Origin of the sequence: Tolypothrix sp. FACHB-123, assembly GCF_014697075.1 — a bacterium.
GTDB lineage: Bacteria > Cyanobacteriota > Cyanobacteriia > Cyanobacteriales > Nostocaceae > Aulosira.
The window spans coordinates 71,914-90,413 of record NZ_JACJRE010000033.1 but is presented as its reverse complement, the minus strand read 5'-3'; the positions used below and the strand labels follow the sequence as shown (position 1 = coordinate 90,413).

The following is an 18,500-nucleotide window of genomic DNA, read 5'->3' as shown; positions in this document are numbered from 1 at the left end:
TGTCAATACATATAAGGCTTTTGGCAAAATAAAGATGCTTTTTTTGTGTTTATATGAGTGCTATAACTAATAATTTGGCATAATAGCTACTGAAGAACCAAAAGAATAGCAATTAACAATTAACAATTCAAAATTCGCGCATTAAAGACATTTTCAGATGGGGATTTAAACAACGACTGAAACTGAGCGGAGGTGGAGTGTCTCCGATTCCGTGCTACCTATAGATTAGGGGTCTTAAACTCTTTTATTTACGATAAACTAGGAAAATTATAAATTATTCCTTATTATGGAAATTTTTTCTAATCAACCTTTACGTCCTCATCCTCATATAGCTATTTTTTCATCTACTAAGGTAGGAAACTTTGTTGTAATTACACCTCTTTTAAGAGGATTAAAAGAAAAATACCCTGACTCTATATTAGACTTTTTTGGTAGTGAAATTACCAAAGATTTGGAAATTCACAGCCCATATATCGATTGGCGATTCTCGCTTTATACAGATAGACAAGATTTTTTAGGAACTTTGGCGCAAGCAGTGCGTCAACGTTGTGAAATTGCTGGGGTTTACGATTTAGCAATTAATTGTGATGAATTTAGTGAAATTAACTTAGTTACAGTTACTGCTATTCGTCCTACTTATGTAGCGGGAGGTGCATTATCTCAAGATTTCCGGCTTAAGTTAGATGCTAGTCACGATCCTGTACAGAAAATTCTTAGCGATCCAGATTGGAATAGTCCAGCATTTCTGAACAGACATCAAGAAATTCTTACTAGTAACTATATCAGCGAAATATTTTGCCGGATTGCTTATGTAGAAACGGATTTTTTTCAATTAGAATTACCAAGTAAAGCGCCAAATTTCCCCGTTCCTGATGTTATCATTAGTGTTACAGCCACCCGTCCTGCCAAAATGTGGCCTGTGGTATACTGGCAACAAGTAATTCAGTGGTGTGAAAGTCAAGGATTGACGGTTGGTTTAGTTGGTAGCAGTCCACAAATTCAGCAGACTTTATATTTCTCCGATCGCACTGAAGATTATTTACTCGCAGAAACTTCATTGATTGACCTCAGAGGGAAAACATCGCTGACTGAATTAGCTGGCACTTGTCGTCAAGCGAGGCTCTGTATTACTGTCGATAGCGGACTACTACACATTGCTGCTGCGGTTGGTTGTCCTACAGTGGCGATTTTTGGTAACGATGTAGATGGTGATGGTGCTAGTCCGATTAGGCTTTGGTCGCCTCGACAACCTTATGTCAAAATAGCCCTTACTGATTTTAAGTGTACCATCTGTCAGGAGCATAATTTTCACAACAAGTTTTGTTTAGTAGACAACCATCCATGTATGACTAATTTGCTACCGCAAACAGTGATTAATTATCTCCAAAATTTAAATCAATACAATTATTCATAAAAGTCTATGAAATCCGCTGCTAATCTGCGCTTTCAACCTTTTTAGTCCCTAGAAAAAATGAAAAAGTGGCACCACTGACCGCTAGTAATGCTAAAGTTTCAAGAAATTCATCTGAAAATTTCAGCGGGTATTCATGCTGAAGCAGCTTAAAAAAAATCCAGTTCCAATAATTGCTGGTGCAGGACTATGTGCCTTTTTAGCTGGCGCAATGGTTTCAGCGCCCCAGCTGGGAAAGTCTATAGGACAATGGCTCAAACTAGGCGACAATCAATCTGAACAGATATCGGAGGCTAGTAGAGCTAAGTCGGCCGTATATCCATTGGTATCACAATCTCTGCCAGAAAGGGCGGCAAAATTAGCAGATATTGCCCAAAATTCCCGCTCTCCAGACCGAGAACGCGCTCGTTATCTTTTAGCTAGCGATTATATTGACCGAACACAAGCGAAAAAAGCCTTAGCTTTGTTAGATGGGCTAGAGAAAGATTATCCGATTCTGGCAGGCTACATTCTGCTAAAACAAGCCCAGGCGCAAGACATGCTAGGTGAAGGGGGTAAAGCCTCGGATTTGCGCCAGAAAGTAGTGAAAGAGTATGGCAAAACCGCAGCCGCAGTCAAAGCGATTTTTTTGATTGCCCAACCAAAGCAGCAGGATATTGCGATCGCTCAATTTCCTACCCATCCCCTCACCTGGGAAATTATCAAAAAACGCCTAGAAGATAATCCCAATCAGCCAAAATTGCAGTTAATGTTGGCGAAATACGCTGCCGATCAACCGGGAATAGTCGGCGTATTGGATGCACTAGTGAAGCAGCCAAATCTCCAACCAGAAGATTGGGAAATCATTGCTACAGCTTATTGGATTAACGGCCAATTTGACAAAGCAGCCAATGCATATAGTAAAGCAACAAAGACAGCACTAAGTCTTTACCGTACTGGACGGGGTTTGCAAGTAACAGGTAAAGACAGGGAAAAAGCGATCGCTAGTTATAAACAACTAGTGCAGGAATTCCCCGAAGCAGAGGAAACTGGAATAGGCTTACTACGTTTAGCGGAAATGGCGAAAACTCGTCAAGAAGCCTTACCTTATCTCGATCAAGCGATCGCCAGATTTCCCCAAGTAGCTGGTAAAGCACTGGTAGAAAAAGCCAAAATTTACCAAGGACTCAAAGATAATAAATCAGCCGCCCAAGCATGGCAATTACTGATTAGCAAATATGGTGATTCTGAAGAAGCCGCAGAATACCGCTGGAAAATTGCCAAAGAGAAAGCCAAAGCCAAAGATTATGTCGGTGCGTGGCAATGGGCAGAACCAATTCCCAGCAACAATCCTACCAGTATTTTGGCTCCCAGAGCAGGTTTTTGGGTCGGGAAATGGGCTAGCCAGCTAGGGAAACAGCAAGAAGCGAAAACCGCTTATGAATATGTTATCAGCCAGTTTCCTTACTCCTACTATGCATGGCGATCGGCGGCAGTTTTGGGGCTGAATGTCGGTAACTTTAATACTGTCCGGCAAATGAACCCAGAAGTAGTTCCCCCCCAGCGTCCCGTACCTATCGCTGGTTCGGAGACATTTAAAGAACTGTATCTTTTAGGTCAAGATAGAGACGCTTGGTTGCAATGGGAAACAGAATTTATCAATAAAGCCCAGCCCACGGTAGCAGAACAATTTACTGAAGGCTTAATGCAGCTAGCTAGGGGAGAAAATAAAATTGGCATTGACACAATTTCTAAATTAGAAGACCGAGAAAAACCAGAAGAAAAAGCCGAATATCAAAATCTCAGCAAACAAAGCTTTTACTGGCAAGCCCGTTATCCCTTTCCTTATTTGCAAGAGATTGAAAAATGGTCTAAAGAACGGCAACTCAATCCCTTGCTAGTAACTGCTTTGATTCGTCAAGAGTCAAGGTTTGAAGCTAAAGCCAAATCAATTGCCGATGCTATGGGCTTAATGCAGGTATTACCCAGCACAGCTAAATGGATCGCCCCCCAAATTAAAGTCGATAGCAAAAAACTGAAGCTAGAAGATCCTGACGACAATATTATGTTGGGTACTTGGTATCTGGATCATACCCATCAGCAATATAACAATAACACCCTGTTAGCGATCGCTAGTTACAACGCTGGCCCCGGCAACGTTTCCAAATGGCTGCAAACTCTGCCAACACAAGATCCAGACGAATTTGTCGAAAACATCCCCTTTGATGAAACTAGAAATTACGTCCGTCAAGTTTTAGGCAACTATTGGAATTATTTGCGGCTGTATAACCCAGAAATTTCCGAATTAGTCAGTAAATACTCCAGCGAACATCCAAAATTGCCGAATCAGTAATTATTGGGCATGGGGCATGGGGCATTAAACTTTTGATGGGGAGATTGCGGCTTTGATGTCGGAAGTTGTGCCTTTGAGCCTGAACGTTGCACCTTTGATGTCGGAAGTTGTGCCTTTTAGGCTGAACATTGCACCTTTGATGTCGGAAGTTGCGCCTTTTAGGCTGAATATTGCGGTTTTGATGTCGGAAATTGCGCCTTTGAGCCTGAACGTTGCGGTTTTGATGTCGGAAGTTGCGCCTTTGAGCTTGAACATTGCCGCTTTGATGTCGGAAGTTGCGCCTTTGAGCTTGAACATTGCGCCTGTGATGCCGGAAATTGCACCTTTGATATAGGAAGTTACACCTTTAAACCTAACTTTTGCCCAATGCCCAATGCCCAATGCCCAATGCCCAATGCCCAATGCCCAATGCCCAATGCCCAATACTTCGACTTCGCTCAGTACAAGTGCCCAATGCCCAATGCCCAGTAAAATAGTTAGCAAATGTTGCCTAATTGCTAAATCATGACGCCACAAAATTTAGATACCCAAGCGCAGTCCAATTCATCTGGTGAATACTCAGATGCAACTGCTACAACTTCTCCGGATATCGAAGTGGAAGGATCTGGCGACTCTGAGGTCAATCCTCTTGATGAGTTGCCAGATGAAGTGGAAATGTCGTTTTTTGACCACTTAGAGGAATTGCGGCAACGGATTTTTTATGCCTTAATTGCCATTTCAGTAACTATTGTTGGCTGTTTTTTCAACGTTAGACCCATTGTTCAGCTATTAGAAGTGCCTGCTCAGGGGGTAAAATTTCTCCAACTTGCCCCTGGAGAATATTTCTTTGTCTCTCTAAAAGTCGCCGCTTACAGTGGTTTATTGCTGTCTACACCCTTTATCCTTTATCAAATTATTCAGTTCGTTCTTCCCGGACTAACTCGCCGCGAACGCCGTTTGTTAGGGCCTGTAGTTTTTGGGTCGAGTGTGCTGTTTGTGGCAGGTTTAGTATTTGCTTATTTTCTACTTATTCCCGCCGCTTTAAAGTTTTTTATTAGCTATGGTGCGGATGTAGTAGAGCAACTGTGGTCAATTGAAAAATATTTTGAATTTGTTTTACTGCTGTTATTTAGTACAGGTTTAGCATTTCAAATTCCGGTCATTCAATTATTACTTGGTGTTTTAGGAATTGTATCCTCAAAACAAATGTATTCTGGTTGGCGATACGTCATCATGGGTGCAGTAATTCTCGGTGCAGTCCTGACACCTTCTACTGACCCCCTTACCCAAAGCCTTTTAGCTGGTGCAGTTTTAGGACTTTATTTCGGTGGAATTGGTTTAGTGAAGTTAATAGGTAAGTAAATGCCAGAAATTACCTATGATGACTTTGAAAAAGTCGAAATTCGGGTGGGGAAAGTTATCGATGTAGCAGAATTTCCTAATGCTAAAAAACCAGCTTATAAACTCTGGATAGACTTTGGCAATTTGGGGATTAAAAAATCTAGTGCCCAAATTACTAAACTTTATCAGCCAGAGGACTTAGTGAATAAGTTAATATTAGCTGTAACTAACTTTCCTCCTCGCCAAATTGCAGATTTTATGTCTGAGGTTTTGGTATTAGGAGTAGTTCTAGATGGAGGGGAAGTAGTGTTAATTCAGCCAGATAGAGAAGTGGCTTTAGGCAAAAGAATTTTGTAAAATGATGATTAATATTCATATATTTTAATTTTTAAATGCAGAAATTTATCAGTTGGAGAATTTTAGAAAAATTATGCTGTAATTTGCTAGTTATTAACTGTCTAGGATTGATTTTAAGTAGTTGTAATTCTCCAAGCTCCAATAATGCGATCGCCTCTGATGCTGTTAAAGTGGCTGCTGCTGAAAATAATGCGATCGCCAGCGGTCAATTTACTAATAATAACTGGATGCAGCTTTGGGGTGTTAGAAAAGCTGGTCAGTGGGGATTAAACAACACCGCAGTTATTAAAGACCCTAGCGGTAGATTTGAGAAAATCCTCCGAGTACGTTATCCTGCTGGTTCTGCTAGTCCTGCTGTTTCCCGCAAAAATCATCTACCCCTCGGTGGTGCGCAATTTTATGCCGACTTAGGTATAACTCCAAAAAACGCTTTACGCTTAAGTTACTATCTCCGCTTTTCGGAAAATTTTGACTTTGTTAAAGGCGGAAAATTACCAGGATTATTTGGAGGCGTAGGAAATAGTGGCGGCGATATTCCTAATGGTAGTGATGGCTTTTCTACACGCTTTATGTGGCGCAGAAATGGTGCAGGCGAAGTCTATGCTTATCTTCCCACAAGTACCAAAGATGGTACTTCCATTGGCAGAGGTAATTGGCAATTTCAAAAAGGTAAATGGCATCATTTAGAACAGTTTATAGTGCTAAATCAGCCCAATAAAAATAATGGTCAAGTACAAGTTTGGTTAGATGGTAAACAAGTACTCAACCAGAAAAATTTGACTTTTCGGACTACCAATAAACTAAAAATAGAAGGTATTTTCTTTTCCACTTTCTTCGGCGGAAGCGACTTTTCTTGGGCTACTCCAAAAGATGTACATATAGATTTTGCTAATTTCTCACTTTCAGAAGTGAATCAATTTTGAATATAAGGCAGACAGGAGAAGAGATAATGCTGTCGGTGCGTTGCTCTGTGCGACAACACACCCTACTGTCTTTCGCTGTTCTTCTAGTACACCTCGGCGTAAATAAGCAGACAATTCTAAACTCACGAAACGCTTACGCTGTATTCATTTTGAATTTTGAATTTTGAATTTTGAATTCCGCCTTGCGGTACTAGTCCATTGTCACATATTCAATCTGAATATTTTGGCTATTATTCAATAATAAAGAACGTCCTTTCATTGACCTAATTTCTAGATTTTTAATTTCGCCTTGAGCGACTTTTTCTAAAACTATACCTTTAATAGTATCCTCTTCTTGTTTCATCTGCTTGTGCATGAGAGTAAATCCTCTAAGCTGCACATTTTTAATTATCTGTTTCACAGAATGTTTGCCATGATGAGGATAAATTGAAATTATAGCTTCTCCTTTTGGAGAATTAAAGTTAGCTTGTAAAATACTCCGCCTGACACCTTCACCTTGAATAATTGTATTGCTGCGTTGAATTCTTAAGGGTTGAAATAATTCAATTTCCCCAATTGGTAAGTTAATTTGTACCTTACCTTCACTAGGTAGATTATCGATTAAAGTTTGTAACGCAGCGGAGTCATCTTTGCCATCATTGGGGTAAATGCCATTATCTATAGCTGTAATTATTTGCATTGGAGCAGCGGCTTTAGCTTGGCTATTCCACCACATCCCAGCTAAATCTTGTAGGGGATTGAGAATATTTGCTAAGGATAATAATACAACTACAAAACAAAACATTTGGGAAACTAGCAGAAATCGGGAAGTGCTAATTTTCACCCAGCGCACCCAGCCTGAACCTCCAGCAGAAATACTTTGATTACCACGATTTGTCCATTTCTGTTGAGCAAGATTCATCTGCGTCCAAATTTTAACTAAAGCAGAACTCCATTGAGAAAGTAACAATAAAGGAAAATGAATTGGTTTTAATTGAGATTGGCGTTGCCAAAATACAACAAGCAGCATCAAAGGACGACTAAATAAAATCCAAGAAGTAATAATACCTGCTGCGATCCACTGAGTTTGCAGCAAAGCAATTAATAATAAGCCTGGGGTAATTAAAGAAGTCCAATAGCTGATGCGTTGATCGATGAGACACCACCACATAAACCAGCCATTTTTTTGCGGCCCAAGTGCGATCGCGCGATCGCTGTTCCGCAGCATGTTACCATACCAACGGCGCATATTTTGGTAGGCTCGGTCTACCAATGACCCAGAAATCGTCTCAATTGAGTAGACTATAGTATCCGGGACATAAAGCATGTCGTAACCTTGTTTCAGCAACCAAAACCAGGTACTTTTATCATCTCCAGACAGAAACTTAAATTTTCCCCACAACCAGTCATCCAAAGTATCAATTTCTAATTGGTTAGCAAATGAGGGATGCAAAGCAGCTTGGGCGCGAAATAGAGAAAATCTCCCAGTTAAACACATTACCTTCCGCGATAAAGACAGGGAACTCATTTGGTAATGTCTTTGGGCTAGTCGTAAGTGAAACCACTCAGAAAAAATATAAGAACCCTGAACAATTGGTAATTCATCTGTAGTCAATGCTCCCATTTTGGGAAACATCCGAAATAAAGGTAAACACTTGCGTAAAGTTCCCGGTGTAATTTCCGAGTCGCCATCCATCAAAGCAATCACAGTGTCTTCTGGTAAATTCAACCGGGCGAGTTCTCGTAAACCCTCTGCCATTGCTTTGCGCTTACCTTCGCCAGTTTGCACCATTTGAATTAGGCGAATTGAACTCAAATCGGGGTCTACCGATTGGATAACTTGGAGAATTGCAGCATTTTCTGCATCACTGCTGCTAGTGACTAGTATAGTTATCGGTTGGAGGAGGGTTTGAGCTTCTGTTGCGATCGCTTTAAATACTCGTTCAGTAATCCAAGGTTTTTCTTTGTAAGTTGGCACTAAAAAGCAAACTCTGGGTAAATCCTCAAGAGGAATTTTATTTGCTCGTCGCCGCCACCGGGGAAATACAATATGGAGATAAATTTGCGATCGCAATACTTGTAATATCCACCACGACCAACGCCAAGTACCAATTACACCAATAGTTACCAGGGCTGATAAACCCAACATAGCCAATTTTTCCGGATTGCGCAGCCAATGTAAGCCAATACAACCCAAGGCAGAAATTAATATTACCCCTAGCCAATTTATGTAGGGTAAAAGAGTTTTAGTCAAATCTTTCATCGAGTATCAACTAACTGTGGTTAGTTTAATGTTGACGGTTGACGGTTGACGGTTGACTGTTGACTGTATTTACTACAATGTCTTGAGCCTGTTGAAGTGTTAAGGGTTACCGCCCAATGCCCATTTTTATTGGCTTATTTTTTACTAAATGTCAAAGTTGCCGTATGTCCCAATCCGCAGAATCGTTGAGATTGAGTATGTGCAGGTGGAGGTGGCATTTTCACCGTTACCCGCGCTAATGGTTTACCAACTAAATTCGCTGGAATAGTCGGTAAAAGTGCTTGTACCTGGGTCAGTTTAGAACGCTCTTCAATACCTTGAATGCTACTAATAGGCTGAATAATATCAACTTCTCCAGATAGGATTTGTGTCTCACCTGCAAATTTCACCTTCACTGGCTTTTGGGTATCTATACGACTAGCATCATCTGAGCGAATTACTGTTTCTAACCACAAATCGTTGCAGTCTAGTAAAGTTAAAACTGGTTGTCCTTGATTTACTTGTTCGCCTTGTTCGCGTTCCGTGCTGTAAATCACACCAGTAAAGGGGGCAGTAATAGCTTGAAATTGAGGAATATTGCCAATTTCTTTGGTGAAAATTGCCTGATTGGGCTTATTTTGACTTACTTTTAGACTGTGATTGAGTTGCTGTTTGCCACTAGCAAGTTTACTTTCTAAAGTATTGACATGTATTTGTTGTTCTTGGATAGCCTGTAGTAATTTCGCCCGCCGTTCTGCAAAGCTATCTGCAAAACGATCTTGTTTACTAAAAGCCACACCTTTTTGAGAAGCATTCAGCACCGCCTGAGCAGAACGCAGGTTAGCTTGTGTTTGCTTTACTTCCGCAGCAGCAGATTCCCAAGTAAAGCGTAGCTTATCTACTTGTTGTTTCGATACCGCACCGGCTGCTAAAAGTTGTTGGTAACGTTGATAGTCCGCCTTTGCAGATGTCGCTTTTGCAATAGCTGCGTCTACAGCCGCTTGTTGTTGATTGACGGTTTCTCTAGAAAGGTTAATATCAACACCCTGAACAGCCAAATATTGATTTTCTAAATTTTGCAATTGGTTTTTGAACAAATTTAAGGACTGTCTTGCACCCACTAACTGGGTAGCATAGGATTGCACTTCCCCTGCTAAGTGTGAATGTTCTAGCTGCCAACGCACACGTTCATCTTGCGCTTTTTGTAATTGCAAGTTTAGCTGTTGTGTTTGATTTTGCTCTTGGAAAGTCGCTTGGGTGTTAACACGGCCTAGCACTTGTCCTGATTTGACTGCTACACCTGGTTTGGCATAAAAAGCTTGGATGGTGCCATTGATTGGCGATGTTAAACGAACAATTCGACCATTGATTGCTACATTCTCCACAACTATATTTGTCAGGCGATATCCAATTGATGTGGCACCCACTACTGTTGCTGTTGCACCTAAAGCAACAAACATTGCTGCTAAAAGTAGACTATTTGATTTACCTGAATTTTTTTCTACGGTATCGGCAGGTATTAAAAATTCTTTGTCTTTCAGTAAATCGGTCATAAAAGTTTAAATTAAGTATTTCTTTTAGGAAAATATTACTGATTTTTTTAGTAATTACACTTATAAATTCAGTAAATTCTGTTTTAAATAGCAAAGAGTTTTTTAAAATTTATTTAATCAAACCTTTAGAAACTGAATTTTAATTCTTTACCAAATTCACTTTAATTTATTAAAACTAAAAATAAAAGCTTCATGAAATACAAATTTTTCGACTAAAAACAAGTATTTTTAACGATAATTTTCAATTCACTTATAAAAAAATCTTGAGTGTGCTACTTAAAAAAAAGACAAAATTCATAAATTTTCATTAATAAAAATGACAGTGTAAATACGTATTACTGATTAAAATCAAGAAATAACTTATAAATATATTTCCTGAATTATTCATAAATTAGACAAAAAGATAACCACTACTTTGTGCATGTAGTTATTACTTAAATTGCCAGGAATTTTACAGCAGTTTTCATGTATTTAGACCACAAGCTAATATATGTATTTCTTTGTGCCTTTGCGTCTTTGCGCCTTTGCGTGAGATATAAAGATGTGGTTCATTTACCTGAAAATCGCTGTAAACAAGAATAGGGGATGAGATATTTTTATCCCTTGATTTTGTGGGTAATTGGGCCTCAAGCCTGGAGTTTACCTCATATCCAGATGAGCGATCGCGTACATTTTTCTGATCTGATACGCCACTTGCCAATAAAAAGCGATCGCCCTCAAAAGAGCGATCGCTACATTTTCAACAGATAATAGAGGTCGAAAAGCTTACTTCATAGTTGCCAAAACTGGTGAGATTTCCGATTCTGCAATCTTGGGAGCTAAAAATCCATTAGCATAAATCCGGGGATTTGCTTGGGAAATGACGGTGTAAGATTCGCGTACCTGAGCATTGATTGCCACAGTCTTCACATCGTACATCTGCATCGCTACCTTGGGATAAAAGCCAATGCCGATAATCAACACAATAAAGCAGGCGGCAATAAACACTTCACGAGAGCTAGCATCTCTATATACTGCTTCGGTAGGTAGAACGCAATCTGTACCAAAACATACAGCTTCTTCTGCTTCGTCATTCTTAAATCCGCCATCTAGGTCGCAGGTAGGCGCGTTACCAGTGCCGTAAAATACCTGGCGCAACATGGAAAGGAGATAGATTGGTGTGAGAATTACGCCCACAGCCGCAAGGAACACTGTCACTGTGCAGAAAGCTGAACTGTAAATATCACTGGTAGTCAAACCAACGAATACCGAAAGTTCACCAGCAAAGCCACTCATCCCAGGGAGAGCCAGAGAAGCCATTGCACCGATGGTAAACAGAGCAAATACTTTGGGCATTGCTTGACCGATACCGCCCATACTTTCCATTGCCATTGTATGGGTACGGTCGTAAGTCACACCTGCTAAGAAGAACAGGACTGAAGCAATTAAACCGTGGGAAATCATCTGCAACATTGCGCCGTTGATTCCCAAATCGGTGAAGGACGCAATTCCCAACAGTACAAAGCCCATGTGGGAAATTGAGGAATAAGCCAAGCGCCGCTTCATGTTGGTTTGGGCAAAGGAGTTCAGCGCACCGTAGATAATATTGACAACACCTAAGATGGCTAAAACAGGTGCAAAGTATACGTGAGCGTTGGGTAAAAGTTCTAAATTTAAGCGAATTAGACCATATCCGCCCATTTTTAAGAGTACGCCAGCCAAAATCATTGATACGGGTGCAGAAGCTTCACCGTGGGCATCAGGTAACCAAGTATGGAGAGGGAAAATAGCCAGCTTGACACCAAAAGCTATTAATAATCCTGCATATAGCAGCAGTTCTAGACCCAGGGGGAAATCTTTCATTCCCAAAGCAGCCATATCAAAGGTCATGGTACCGCCACCGGAGAGCGCCATTGCCAATGCGGCAACGAGAATAAATATAGAAGCGGCTGCGGTGTATAACAAAAATTTAGTTGCTGCGTAGCGACGTTTCTGTCCGCCCCAAATACAGACGAGGAGGTAGACAGGAATCAGCTCGACTTCCCACATGATGAAGAATAGCAGCAAGTCTTGAGCAACGAATACCCCAATCTGTGCTGAATACAGCACCAACATTAAAAAGTAAAATAGTTTTGGTCTGCGATCGACGCGCCACGCGGAGAACATCGAGAGTGTGGTGACGAATCCTGCTAGTAGCACCAATGGGACTGATAGCCCATCGACCGATACAGCCCAGTTAAGACCTAACTGCGGCAGCCAGGCATAATTTTCCACGAGTTGAAAACTAGCACTGCTGGCATCGTAATGCTTCCAAAAGGCATAGCACATTAAAACAAAGTCTGCGATACCTACACCAAGGGCATACCACCGCACGCGCTTGCCATCTTTGTCAGGCAGCGCAGGGATAAGCAGGGAAGCAACCAGTGGCAGTAGAACAATCGCGGTAAGCCAGGGAAATCGATCCGCTATCATGTCAATAAGAAAAAATACTTATCTGTGAATAAGGTCATTCTACTCGACTTTGTAAACAATTGTGAATAAGTATTTACTTCAATAGGCATAGAAAAATTTATATCTAGAGGTTTTTGTAAAAATACATATAAGTTTCTCTCTATGATTCAATTTTTTATTGCACGAAGCGTGTTTGTTTAGTTGCTAATTGCCAGCTAGTGCAGTATTTACTAAGGCTTGTAGAGGTTTCTGCTGACTTTAGTCATGGGTGTAGCAGTCTCGATAGATATCAATATATATATGCCAAGCTTTACCCGGACTATTGGCAACATTGGCTCTCAGTCGGCGGCGATTTTTTCTGCGAAGAATTTCTCTACAATATATATATAAGTATAAGAATCTTAACAAAAGCGTTTTTATGTCCTTACTCAATTCTCAATCTTCTAGTACCAATACTGCACCAACATGGAAAATCGAGCTGTTGTATGACGGTGAATGTCCTTTGTGTCTGCGGGAGGTGAATTTTCTGCAAAAACGCGATGCTGGACGAGGGTTAGTGAATTTTGTGGATATTGCAGACAATGACTATAACCCAGAAGTACATGGCAATGTTGACTTTGAAACAGCTATGGGACGCATCCATGCAGTTTTAGCTGATGGAACGGTAGTGAAGAATGTGGAGGTGTTTCGCCGCGTTTACGAGGTTTTGGGGTTGGGCTGGGTATATAGCGTTACTAAGTTACCGATAGTAGGCGCGATCGCAGATTTTCTCTATGGTATTTGGGCAGATTGGCGACTGGCGTTGACGGGAAGACCGAAGTTACAAGATATTATCGCCCAGCGTCAACAGCAACTTTGTGATACTGAAGGACGTTGTCGAATCGATTAAAGTCAAAAGTAAAAATGTAGGTTTTGGATAATGCGATCGCCTATTATTTGACTTATCCCACACTTTATAGGAACTAGCGAAAATTTTACTCCGTCACGAGAAATGGAATGAAGAGTAAAATATATGTTCCCTTGGTTAAAATCTCTTAGGTTGAGTTTAACAGGTTTAAGTTTATTGATAGCTAATATATCAATTATCTTAAAACCTGTTAATGCTGGCGAACCAATTATTGATAACAATTGCCAGTATCATGTAAGAACACGAGAAGTTTTTAGAAAAATTCCCCCTCAAAAGCGCGGCACTATATATTTAACATCTGCTTTTGATGTTAATCGGCAAAAATATTTTTTACAAGTATATAAATTTCCTGATTCTACAGGCGTTTTTTGTTTAGCAACCTTGAATTCGCAACCACAAAAATTAAAACAAGCTCAATTGATTCAAGAGAAAGTAATTGAAAAAGTTGCAAAAGACTCTTCGCGAAAAGCTAATTATATAGTGACAGTCAGAGGTGGTAGAAATGACGAATTTTTAAGAGTACATTATAGATTAAATCTCAGCAATCCCAATCAACCAAAAGTGACACCCATAATTATCATATACAAATGATACAGCATATTGCCAGTTGGCGAGGTACAGATTATCGTTGATTGTAGGGGCACTGGCACTGCCATGCCCCAAAGCGCATACCTCATTTACCTGCAATATGCTGTATATGAATTTATTGCATTAGTTTAAAATGGCGTGTTTATTTGTAGATTAACAGTTTCTTCTAACTTTGGATGCTGAAAGTAAATTTCTCTGGCGTGGAGATGTAAGCGATTTTGTTGACTATTGTTTTCATATAAACTATCTCCTAAAATTGGTATACCCAGCCCTTGAATATCAGCAGCATGAACTCTAATTTGATGGGTGCGTCCTGTGATGGGTTTAAATTCAACGCGGGTATAGTTTCCCTCTCTAGCTATTACTTGAAAATGGGTAATGCTAGGTTTACCATATTGCCAATCAACTTGTTGATAGGGGCGATTATGAGGATTTCCCCACAATGGAAGTTCAATTACACCTTTCTCAGAGGCGAGAATACCAGAAAGTAAAGCTTCATAAATCTTGTGAATTTGCTGTTGCTGAAATTGTTGGCTGAGTTGGCAATAAGTTTCGCGATCGCGTGCCAAAATTAAAATACCAGAAGTGTCTCGATCCAGTCTATGCACTGCATTGAGTGACATGCCATCTGGTAATATATTGCGCAACCGGCTCAAAACGCTATCTTGAGTATCTAAATAACGTCCGGGAACAGATAATAATCCAGCAGGTTTATTAACTGCAATTAACCATTCATCTTCGTAAATAATTGAGAGTGTTTCGTCTCTTTCTTGATTAATAGATAAGAGATTTGCAGAGTTAACTTCTTTTAAACCAGACAGCAAAAATCCCATCAATGGCTGACAGCGTTCTGCACAAGCACCGTAAAATTCACCGGGAATTTTATCCCCAGTTATTGATGGATAACCCCACCAAAATTCCGCCATTGCTAAGGGTTTAAGATGATGCATCGCTGCATATTGTAAGAGTTTAGGGGCGCAACAATCCCCTGTACCTGTGGGTAAACCTGATGGTATCAATTGTTGTAGCGATCGCGATTGTCCATAAAAATTCATTAGGGTATAAGCAGCGTGCATTTGCGTTTGGAGTTGGCGCGATCGCTGTTTTCGCTGCTGTTTTAATTCCAATATGCGTTTATCTGCGGCGGTGATTACCTGCTGAAGTGGCTGTAATACTTGATTTTGCTGGCGTTTCAGGTGGCGTTCTGCAATTCCCTCCTGACGGCTTTCTGCATCAAGTTTTTCCAAAGCAATAGTCAGTGCTTCGCCTGTGACTGTATTGCAGATTTGCTGGCGTTCTGTTTGGCGTTGATGTTTGCGCTGACGATGGCGATCGCGTATTGCTTGTAACTGTTGTGTAAATTCCTGCGATCGCTTTTCGTATTCCTTTCTTTGGGGAATTTGCTGTAAATTAAGCAATTCTTGCTTGATATCTGCCAATTCCACCAAAGTTTGAGCTTCCTCTAAAGCTACTTCCTCGCGTCCCGGAATTGGCGGAACCCAACCCTCAACTACACTACAACCATTCAGCAAACCAGAAAAAGCCTTGATGATACGCTGTTCGCCCGTAGGTAGCTCAACCAGCAATACCCCATACATCTTACCTTCTTGGGAGTAAAGGTCATTTTTGGCTAGTTGTTGCATTAAACTTTGAGCGATCGCTTCTACTAACGCTGTACGGGGTAGCTTGAGTAAGTTCCCAGTTTGCGGACAATACCCTTCATAGTAATAGTTAGGTGATGGGTGGCTAATAGGAGAATTGCAGTCAATAAAATCTGAAAGCGGATGTAAAAATACCATACAAGGTATTATGACAAATTGGGCTGATACTTGTATTTAAAATATTTAAAATTATTGGTATTTTCTCCCTAAGAACTAACAATCAAATCTACTGCAACAGCTATATCTAAAAATGCTACTGGGTAAATAGTGCCCCCTGTAAGTGTAGATTTAGAAGCATATTCCCCATCTTGGGGATCTCTAAATACTATAAGCTGCCTTTTTCTTAAATTTACTACCCAATACTCGGGAATTTCCGCTTCAGCATAAATTTTAGTTTTCATCTCTAAATCTTTTTCTAAGCTGGAATCAGAGTATTCAATCAGCCAGAAAATATTTTGCGGATAAGGATGATGATTGAGATATTCACGCCCTAAACGTTGGACGATCGCAATATCTGGTTCAGGTTCCGAGTTGTTCGCCAGGGTAATTGGTTTTGCTGGACGAATTGTCGCGCGATCGCCCAATAATCCCGTGAGATATTCCCCGGCTTCGCTACTAAAATAGGCGTGGGGTTCTCCTTCTGGTGACATCTCGATAATCTCTCCCTGCAACAATTCCACACACCGATTGTCTAATATACCGGCGGCAATCATGCGGTGGTAATCTTCTATTGTCCACTTTGCTGTAGTTACGACCATAGCGATCGCTTTTTTATCGTTATCTTCATTTCACATCGTATACTCAAATATTAAATTGAGTCAGGTTTCACCCCAATTAATAACGCCAGTTCTAGCCACTTCCAATAACAATCCACATCGGTAAAGCCAATTTTTCTCAGCCAATTTAGCTGTGTTTCTACATTTAAAAGTTTATTGGATGGGTCGTCGTTTTCGGGTGAGATACCTAATTGTTGTAAAAAATGTTCGTGTAATGCTGGTGTCGGTGAAGCCACATGTTCTAAATTGCAAAAAATTCCACCAGGTTCTAATATGTAAAAAATTTCTGTGTAAAGAGACAGTTTGCGATCGTCGCTGAGGTGGTGGATCGCAAAGCTGGAAACAACTGCATCAAAAAAACCTAATTCTGGTAAAGGTTGATCTAAGTTGTGGGCTATTACTTGTACACTTGGATCGTTAGCAAAACGTTTTTTCACCGCTTCTAACATAGTTGCAGAAAAATCAACTGCTACACTTTGCGCCTGGGGATGATCTATCTTCAGTAATGCTAGTAAGCGACCATCACCAGTTCCTAAATCCAAAATGCGCTTCACAGTTTTGGGGACATGTTCTAGCAAGACTGCTTCACCTTCAGTCCGGTGTGGTATGGAATCTGCTTTAGATAGATATCTCAAAGCGTGTTCAGCCGAAGTCCAGAGGTTAATTGGATTCATTAAAGAAAAGTACTCCCAACGAGCAAACTGCTTTAGCTTCACAGTAAAAGTAATTCTAAAACATCCTCAGAGTTAAATTATTACTTCATTCCCAGCATTAACTAAAATTTGATAGCAAATAAGTATTTAATGTAATTTATTATACTAGTTGTGGTAAAAAGTCTTCAAAAAACTTAAATATAAATACGGTCGTTTGTGTCTCATTACTTGAGACTGCTAGTAACTTTTAAAACTATCAAATTGTTACAAGTGTCGAAATATTTTCTATTTATTTATTAGATAATGCTATTATCACGAACACAATTATTAATTAGATTAGGATAAATATGATTTACTTCCTAGGCGACTACCCGATCGTCACAACAGATAGTAATAATTTCACGACAGAAATTATCTATCAGGATGAATTTATATCTAGTAAGATTGAAAAAGCAAGAATTTTTCCCGAAGTTATCCCGGAAGCAGAACTAAGTAAAAAATCTGAAAATTTTATAATTCCCTCTGTCGAAGAAATATCGCCATTTTATATAACTCAGGATACTGGAACCACAAACGAATCAACATCGCAGCCAGTTGGACAACAACCTTTACAAATAGAACCAATTTCTCCCGAACAAAAGCCGTTTCAACCACAAAGAATACCCGCAGCTTTTAGGAAAAAAAGGGCAAGTACAGTGACATCTCCTGGTGTTAGTATCCAAACACCTTCTGCTTATGGTAAATCTTGGGGAAGTGCTTCTTTTGGGATAGGACTACAATCTCGAACTCGCTTTACTGACACAGCCGATGGAGTTGTTGGGTTTGGTATTGGCTTAGGTGATGCGCAAAAGTCAGTAGGTTTAGATGTAAGTTTAGGTATTGTTGACCTCGATAATCTTCAAGATGCTAGCATCAGTTTTAAATTACATCGCAGGCTACCAGAAGATTTTGCTGTAGCTTTTGGCGTAAGAAATTTTGTGACTTTTGGCGATACAGATGGCGGTACTAGTGCTTACGGTGTAGTTACCAAAATGTTTCGCCTTCAAGATAGTGACACTAAATCTTTTAGTCGTCTTTATGTGTCTGTTGGTATTGGTGGCGGTCAATTTCGGTCAGAATCAGATATTAATAATAAAGTTGATTCTATCGGCGTGTTTGGTAGTGTAGCCTTAAGAGTAGCGCAACCTGTAAACGCGATCGCTGAATGGACAGGACAAGATTTAACCCTAGGATTATCGATTACACCCTTTAAAAATACTCCTTTAGTCATATCTCCAGCCGTGACTGATATTACTGGTAGTGCAGGTGATGGTACTCGCTTTATTTTAGGTGTTGGGTATGGCATTTCTTTTTAATTTATATTTATCT

General features: G+C 40.2%; 16 protein-coding genes. 9 read left to right on the top strand and 7 right to left on the bottom strand.

Going from position 1 to position 18,500, the window contains the following annotated elements; all coding sequences use genetic code 11:
* Positions 1-286 precede the first annotated feature (286 nt).
* Together H6G41_RS21000 and H6G41_RS20995 are read left to right on the top strand one after the other, a co-directional pair.
* A complete protein-coding gene (locus tag H6G41_RS21000) occupies positions 287-1,414 on the top strand; it encodes a glycosyltransferase family 9 protein (RefSeq protein WP_190748246.1) in 1,128 nt (375 codons plus the stop codon).
* Between the two features lie 133 nt (positions 1,415-1,547).
* Positions 1,548-3,743 carry a transglycosylase SLT domain-containing protein gene (locus tag H6G41_RS20995; protein ID WP_190748244.1) on the top strand — a complete coding sequence of 732 codons (2,196 nt, stop codon included), beginning with the start codon at positions 1,548-1,550 and terminating at the stop codon, positions 3,741-3,743.
* A 24-nt stretch (positions 3,744-3,767) separates the two neighbouring features.
* Here H6G41_RS20995 and H6G41_RS34795 read toward each other — a convergent pair whose 3' ends face one another.
* The gene (locus tag H6G41_RS34795; RefSeq protein WP_206756946.1) at positions 3,768-4,124 is read right to left on the bottom strand and encodes a hypothetical protein; all 357 of its coding nucleotides are present in this window, start codon (positions 4,122-4,124) and stop codon (positions 3,768-3,770) included.
* A 123-nt stretch (positions 4,125-4,247) separates the two neighbouring features.
* On the opposite strand from H6G41_RS34795, the gene tatC reads away from it, so the two are divergent.
* From tatC to H6G41_RS20975, 3 genes are read left to right on the top strand one after another with little or no spacing between them, the layout of a single operon-like run.
* Positions 4,248-5,084: a twin-arginine translocase subunit TatC gene (tatC, locus tag H6G41_RS20985; RefSeq protein WP_190748240.1), complete on the top strand. Its 837-nt coding sequence runs from the start codon at positions 4,248-4,250 to the stop codon at positions 5,082-5,084.
* Positions 5,085-5,420 (top strand): tRNA-binding protein, encoded by a 336-nt coding sequence (locus H6G41_RS20980; protein WP_190748238.1) that lies wholly within the window; start codon positions 5,085-5,087, stop codon positions 5,418-5,420.
* 35 nt (positions 5,421-5,455) lie between these two features.
* Positions 5,456-6,343: a polysaccharide lyase gene (locus tag H6G41_RS20975; protein WP_190748236.1), complete on the top strand. Its 888-nt coding sequence runs from the start codon at positions 5,456-5,458 to the stop codon at positions 6,341-6,343.
* 190 nt (positions 6,344-6,533) lie between these two features.
* On the opposite strand, the gene H6G41_RS20970 is transcribed toward H6G41_RS20975, so the two are convergent.
* Together H6G41_RS20970 and H6G41_RS20965 are read right to left on the bottom strand one after the other, a co-directional pair.
* Positions 6,534-8,585, bottom strand: a complete 2,052-nt coding sequence (locus tag H6G41_RS20970; protein WP_190748234.1) for a glycosyltransferase — start codon at positions 8,583-8,585, stop codon at positions 6,534-6,536.
* A gap of 134 nt (positions 8,586-8,719) precedes the next feature.
* A complete protein-coding gene (locus tag H6G41_RS20965; RefSeq protein ID WP_190748232.1) occupies positions 8,720-10,117 on the bottom strand; it encodes an HlyD family secretion protein in 1,398 nt (465 codons plus the stop codon).
* A gap of 585 nt (positions 10,118-10,702) precedes the next feature.
* Here H6G41_RS20965 and H6G41_RS20960 point away from each other — a divergent pair.
* Positions 10,703-10,867, top strand: a complete 165-nt coding sequence (locus H6G41_RS20960) for a hypothetical protein (RefSeq protein ID WP_190748229.1) — start codon at positions 10,703-10,705, stop codon at positions 10,865-10,867.
* A 15-nt stretch (positions 10,868-10,882) separates the two neighbouring features.
* Here the strand turns inward: H6G41_RS20960 and H6G41_RS20955 are convergent, their stop codons facing one another.
* The gene (locus tag H6G41_RS20955) at positions 10,883-12,568 is read right to left on the bottom strand and encodes an NAD(P)H-quinone oxidoreductase subunit 4 (protein ID WP_190748227.1); all 1,686 of its coding nucleotides are present in this window, start codon (positions 12,566-12,568) and stop codon (positions 10,883-10,885) included.
* Between the two features lie 397 nt (positions 12,569-12,965).
* Here H6G41_RS20955 and H6G41_RS20950 point away from each other — a divergent pair, with 397 nt between their 5' ends.
* Together H6G41_RS20950 and H6G41_RS20945 are read left to right on the top strand one after the other, a co-directional pair.
* Positions 12,966-13,436, top strand: coding sequence for a thiol-disulfide oxidoreductase DCC family protein (locus tag H6G41_RS20950; RefSeq protein ID WP_190748225.1), 471 nt, complete (start codon positions 12,966-12,968; stop codon positions 13,434-13,436).
* 123 nt (positions 13,437-13,559) lie between these two features.
* Positions 13,560-14,045 carry a hypothetical protein gene (locus H6G41_RS20945; RefSeq protein WP_190748223.1) on the top strand — a complete coding sequence of 162 codons (486 nt, stop codon included), beginning with the start codon at positions 13,560-13,562 and terminating at the stop codon, positions 14,043-14,045.
* A 125-nt stretch (positions 14,046-14,170) separates the two neighbouring features.
* Here the strand turns inward: H6G41_RS20945 and H6G41_RS20940 are convergent, their stop codons facing one another.
* The 3 genes from H6G41_RS20940 to H6G41_RS20930 all read right to left on the bottom strand — a co-directional run bounded on the left by H6G41_RS20940 (position 14,171) and on the right by H6G41_RS20930 (position 17,153).
* Positions 14,171-15,841 carry an RluA family pseudouridine synthase gene (locus H6G41_RS20940; RefSeq protein WP_190748221.1) on the bottom strand — a complete coding sequence of 557 codons (1,671 nt, stop codon included), beginning with the start codon at positions 15,839-15,841 and terminating at the stop codon, positions 14,171-14,173.
* 68 nt (positions 15,842-15,909) lie between these two features.
* A complete protein-coding gene (locus H6G41_RS20935) occupies positions 15,910-16,461 on the bottom strand; it encodes a Uma2 family endonuclease (protein WP_190748218.1) in 552 nt (183 codons plus the stop codon).
* Positions 16,462-16,511: 50 nt separating this feature from the next.
* A complete protein-coding gene (locus tag H6G41_RS20930) occupies positions 16,512-17,153 on the bottom strand; it encodes a class I SAM-dependent methyltransferase (protein ID WP_190748216.1) in 642 nt (213 codons plus the stop codon).
* 326 nt (positions 17,154-17,479) lie between these two features.
* On the opposite strand from H6G41_RS20930, the gene H6G41_RS20925 reads away from it, so the two are divergent.
* Positions 17,480-18,487, top strand: coding sequence for a hypothetical protein (locus tag H6G41_RS20925; protein WP_190748214.1), 1,008 nt, complete (start codon positions 17,480-17,482; stop codon positions 18,485-18,487).
* Positions 18,488-18,500: the final 13 nt, after the last annotated feature.

Excerpts from the sequence above, each read along its gene's own strand:
- H6G41_RS20975 (WP_190748236.1), top strand. The coding sequence starts at position 5,456 with ATGCAGAAATTTATCAGTTGGAGAATTTTAGAAAAATTATGCTGTAAT.
- tatC (WP_190748240.1), top strand. The coding sequence starts at position 4,248 with ATGACGCCACAAAATTTAGATACCCAAGCGCAGTCCAATTCATCTGGT.
- H6G41_RS20970 (WP_190748234.1), bottom strand. The coding sequence starts at position 8,585 with ATGAAAGATTTGACTAAAACTCTTTTACCCTACATAAATTGGCTAGGG.
- H6G41_RS20945 (WP_190748223.1), top strand. The coding sequence starts at position 13,560 with ATGTTCCCTTGGTTAAAATCTCTTAGGTTGAGTTTAACAGGTTTAAGT.
- H6G41_RS20995 (WP_190748244.1), top strand. The coding sequence starts at position 1,548 with ATGCTGAAGCAGCTTAAAAAAAATCCAGTTCCAATAATTGCTGGTGCA.
- H6G41_RS20935 (WP_190748218.1), bottom strand. The coding sequence starts at position 16,461 with ATGGTCGTAACTACAGCAAAGTGGACAATAGAAGATTACCACCGCATG.
- H6G41_RS20950 (WP_190748225.1), top strand. The coding sequence starts at position 12,966 with ATGTCCTTACTCAATTCTCAATCTTCTAGTACCAATACTGCACCAACA.
- H6G41_RS20960 (WP_190748229.1), top strand. The coding sequence starts at position 10,703 with ATGAGATATTTTTATCCCTTGATTTTGTGGGTAATTGGGCCTCAAGCC.
- H6G41_RS20925 (WP_190748214.1), top strand. The coding sequence starts at position 17,480 with ATGATTTACTTCCTAGGCGACTACCCGATCGTCACAACAGATAGTAAT.
- H6G41_RS20930 (WP_190748216.1), bottom strand. The coding sequence starts at position 17,153 with ATGAATCCAATTAACCTCTGGACTTCGGCTGAACACGCTTTGAGATAT.
- H6G41_RS20940 (WP_190748221.1), bottom strand. The coding sequence starts at position 15,841 with ATGGTATTTTTACATCCGCTTTCAGATTTTATTGACTGCAATTCTCCT.
- H6G41_RS20955 (WP_190748227.1), bottom strand. The coding sequence starts at position 12,568 with ATGATAGCGGATCGATTTCCCTGGCTTACCGCGATTGTTCTACTGCCA.
- H6G41_RS21000 (WP_190748246.1), top strand. The coding sequence starts at position 287 with ATGGAAATTTTTTCTAATCAACCTTTACGTCCTCATCCTCATATAGCT.
- H6G41_RS20965 (WP_190748232.1), bottom strand. The coding sequence starts at position 10,117 with ATGACCGATTTACTGAAAGACAAAGAATTTTTAATACCTGCCGATACC.
- H6G41_RS20980 (WP_190748238.1), top strand. The coding sequence starts at position 5,085 with ATGCCAGAAATTACCTATGATGACTTTGAAAAAGTCGAAATTCGGGTG.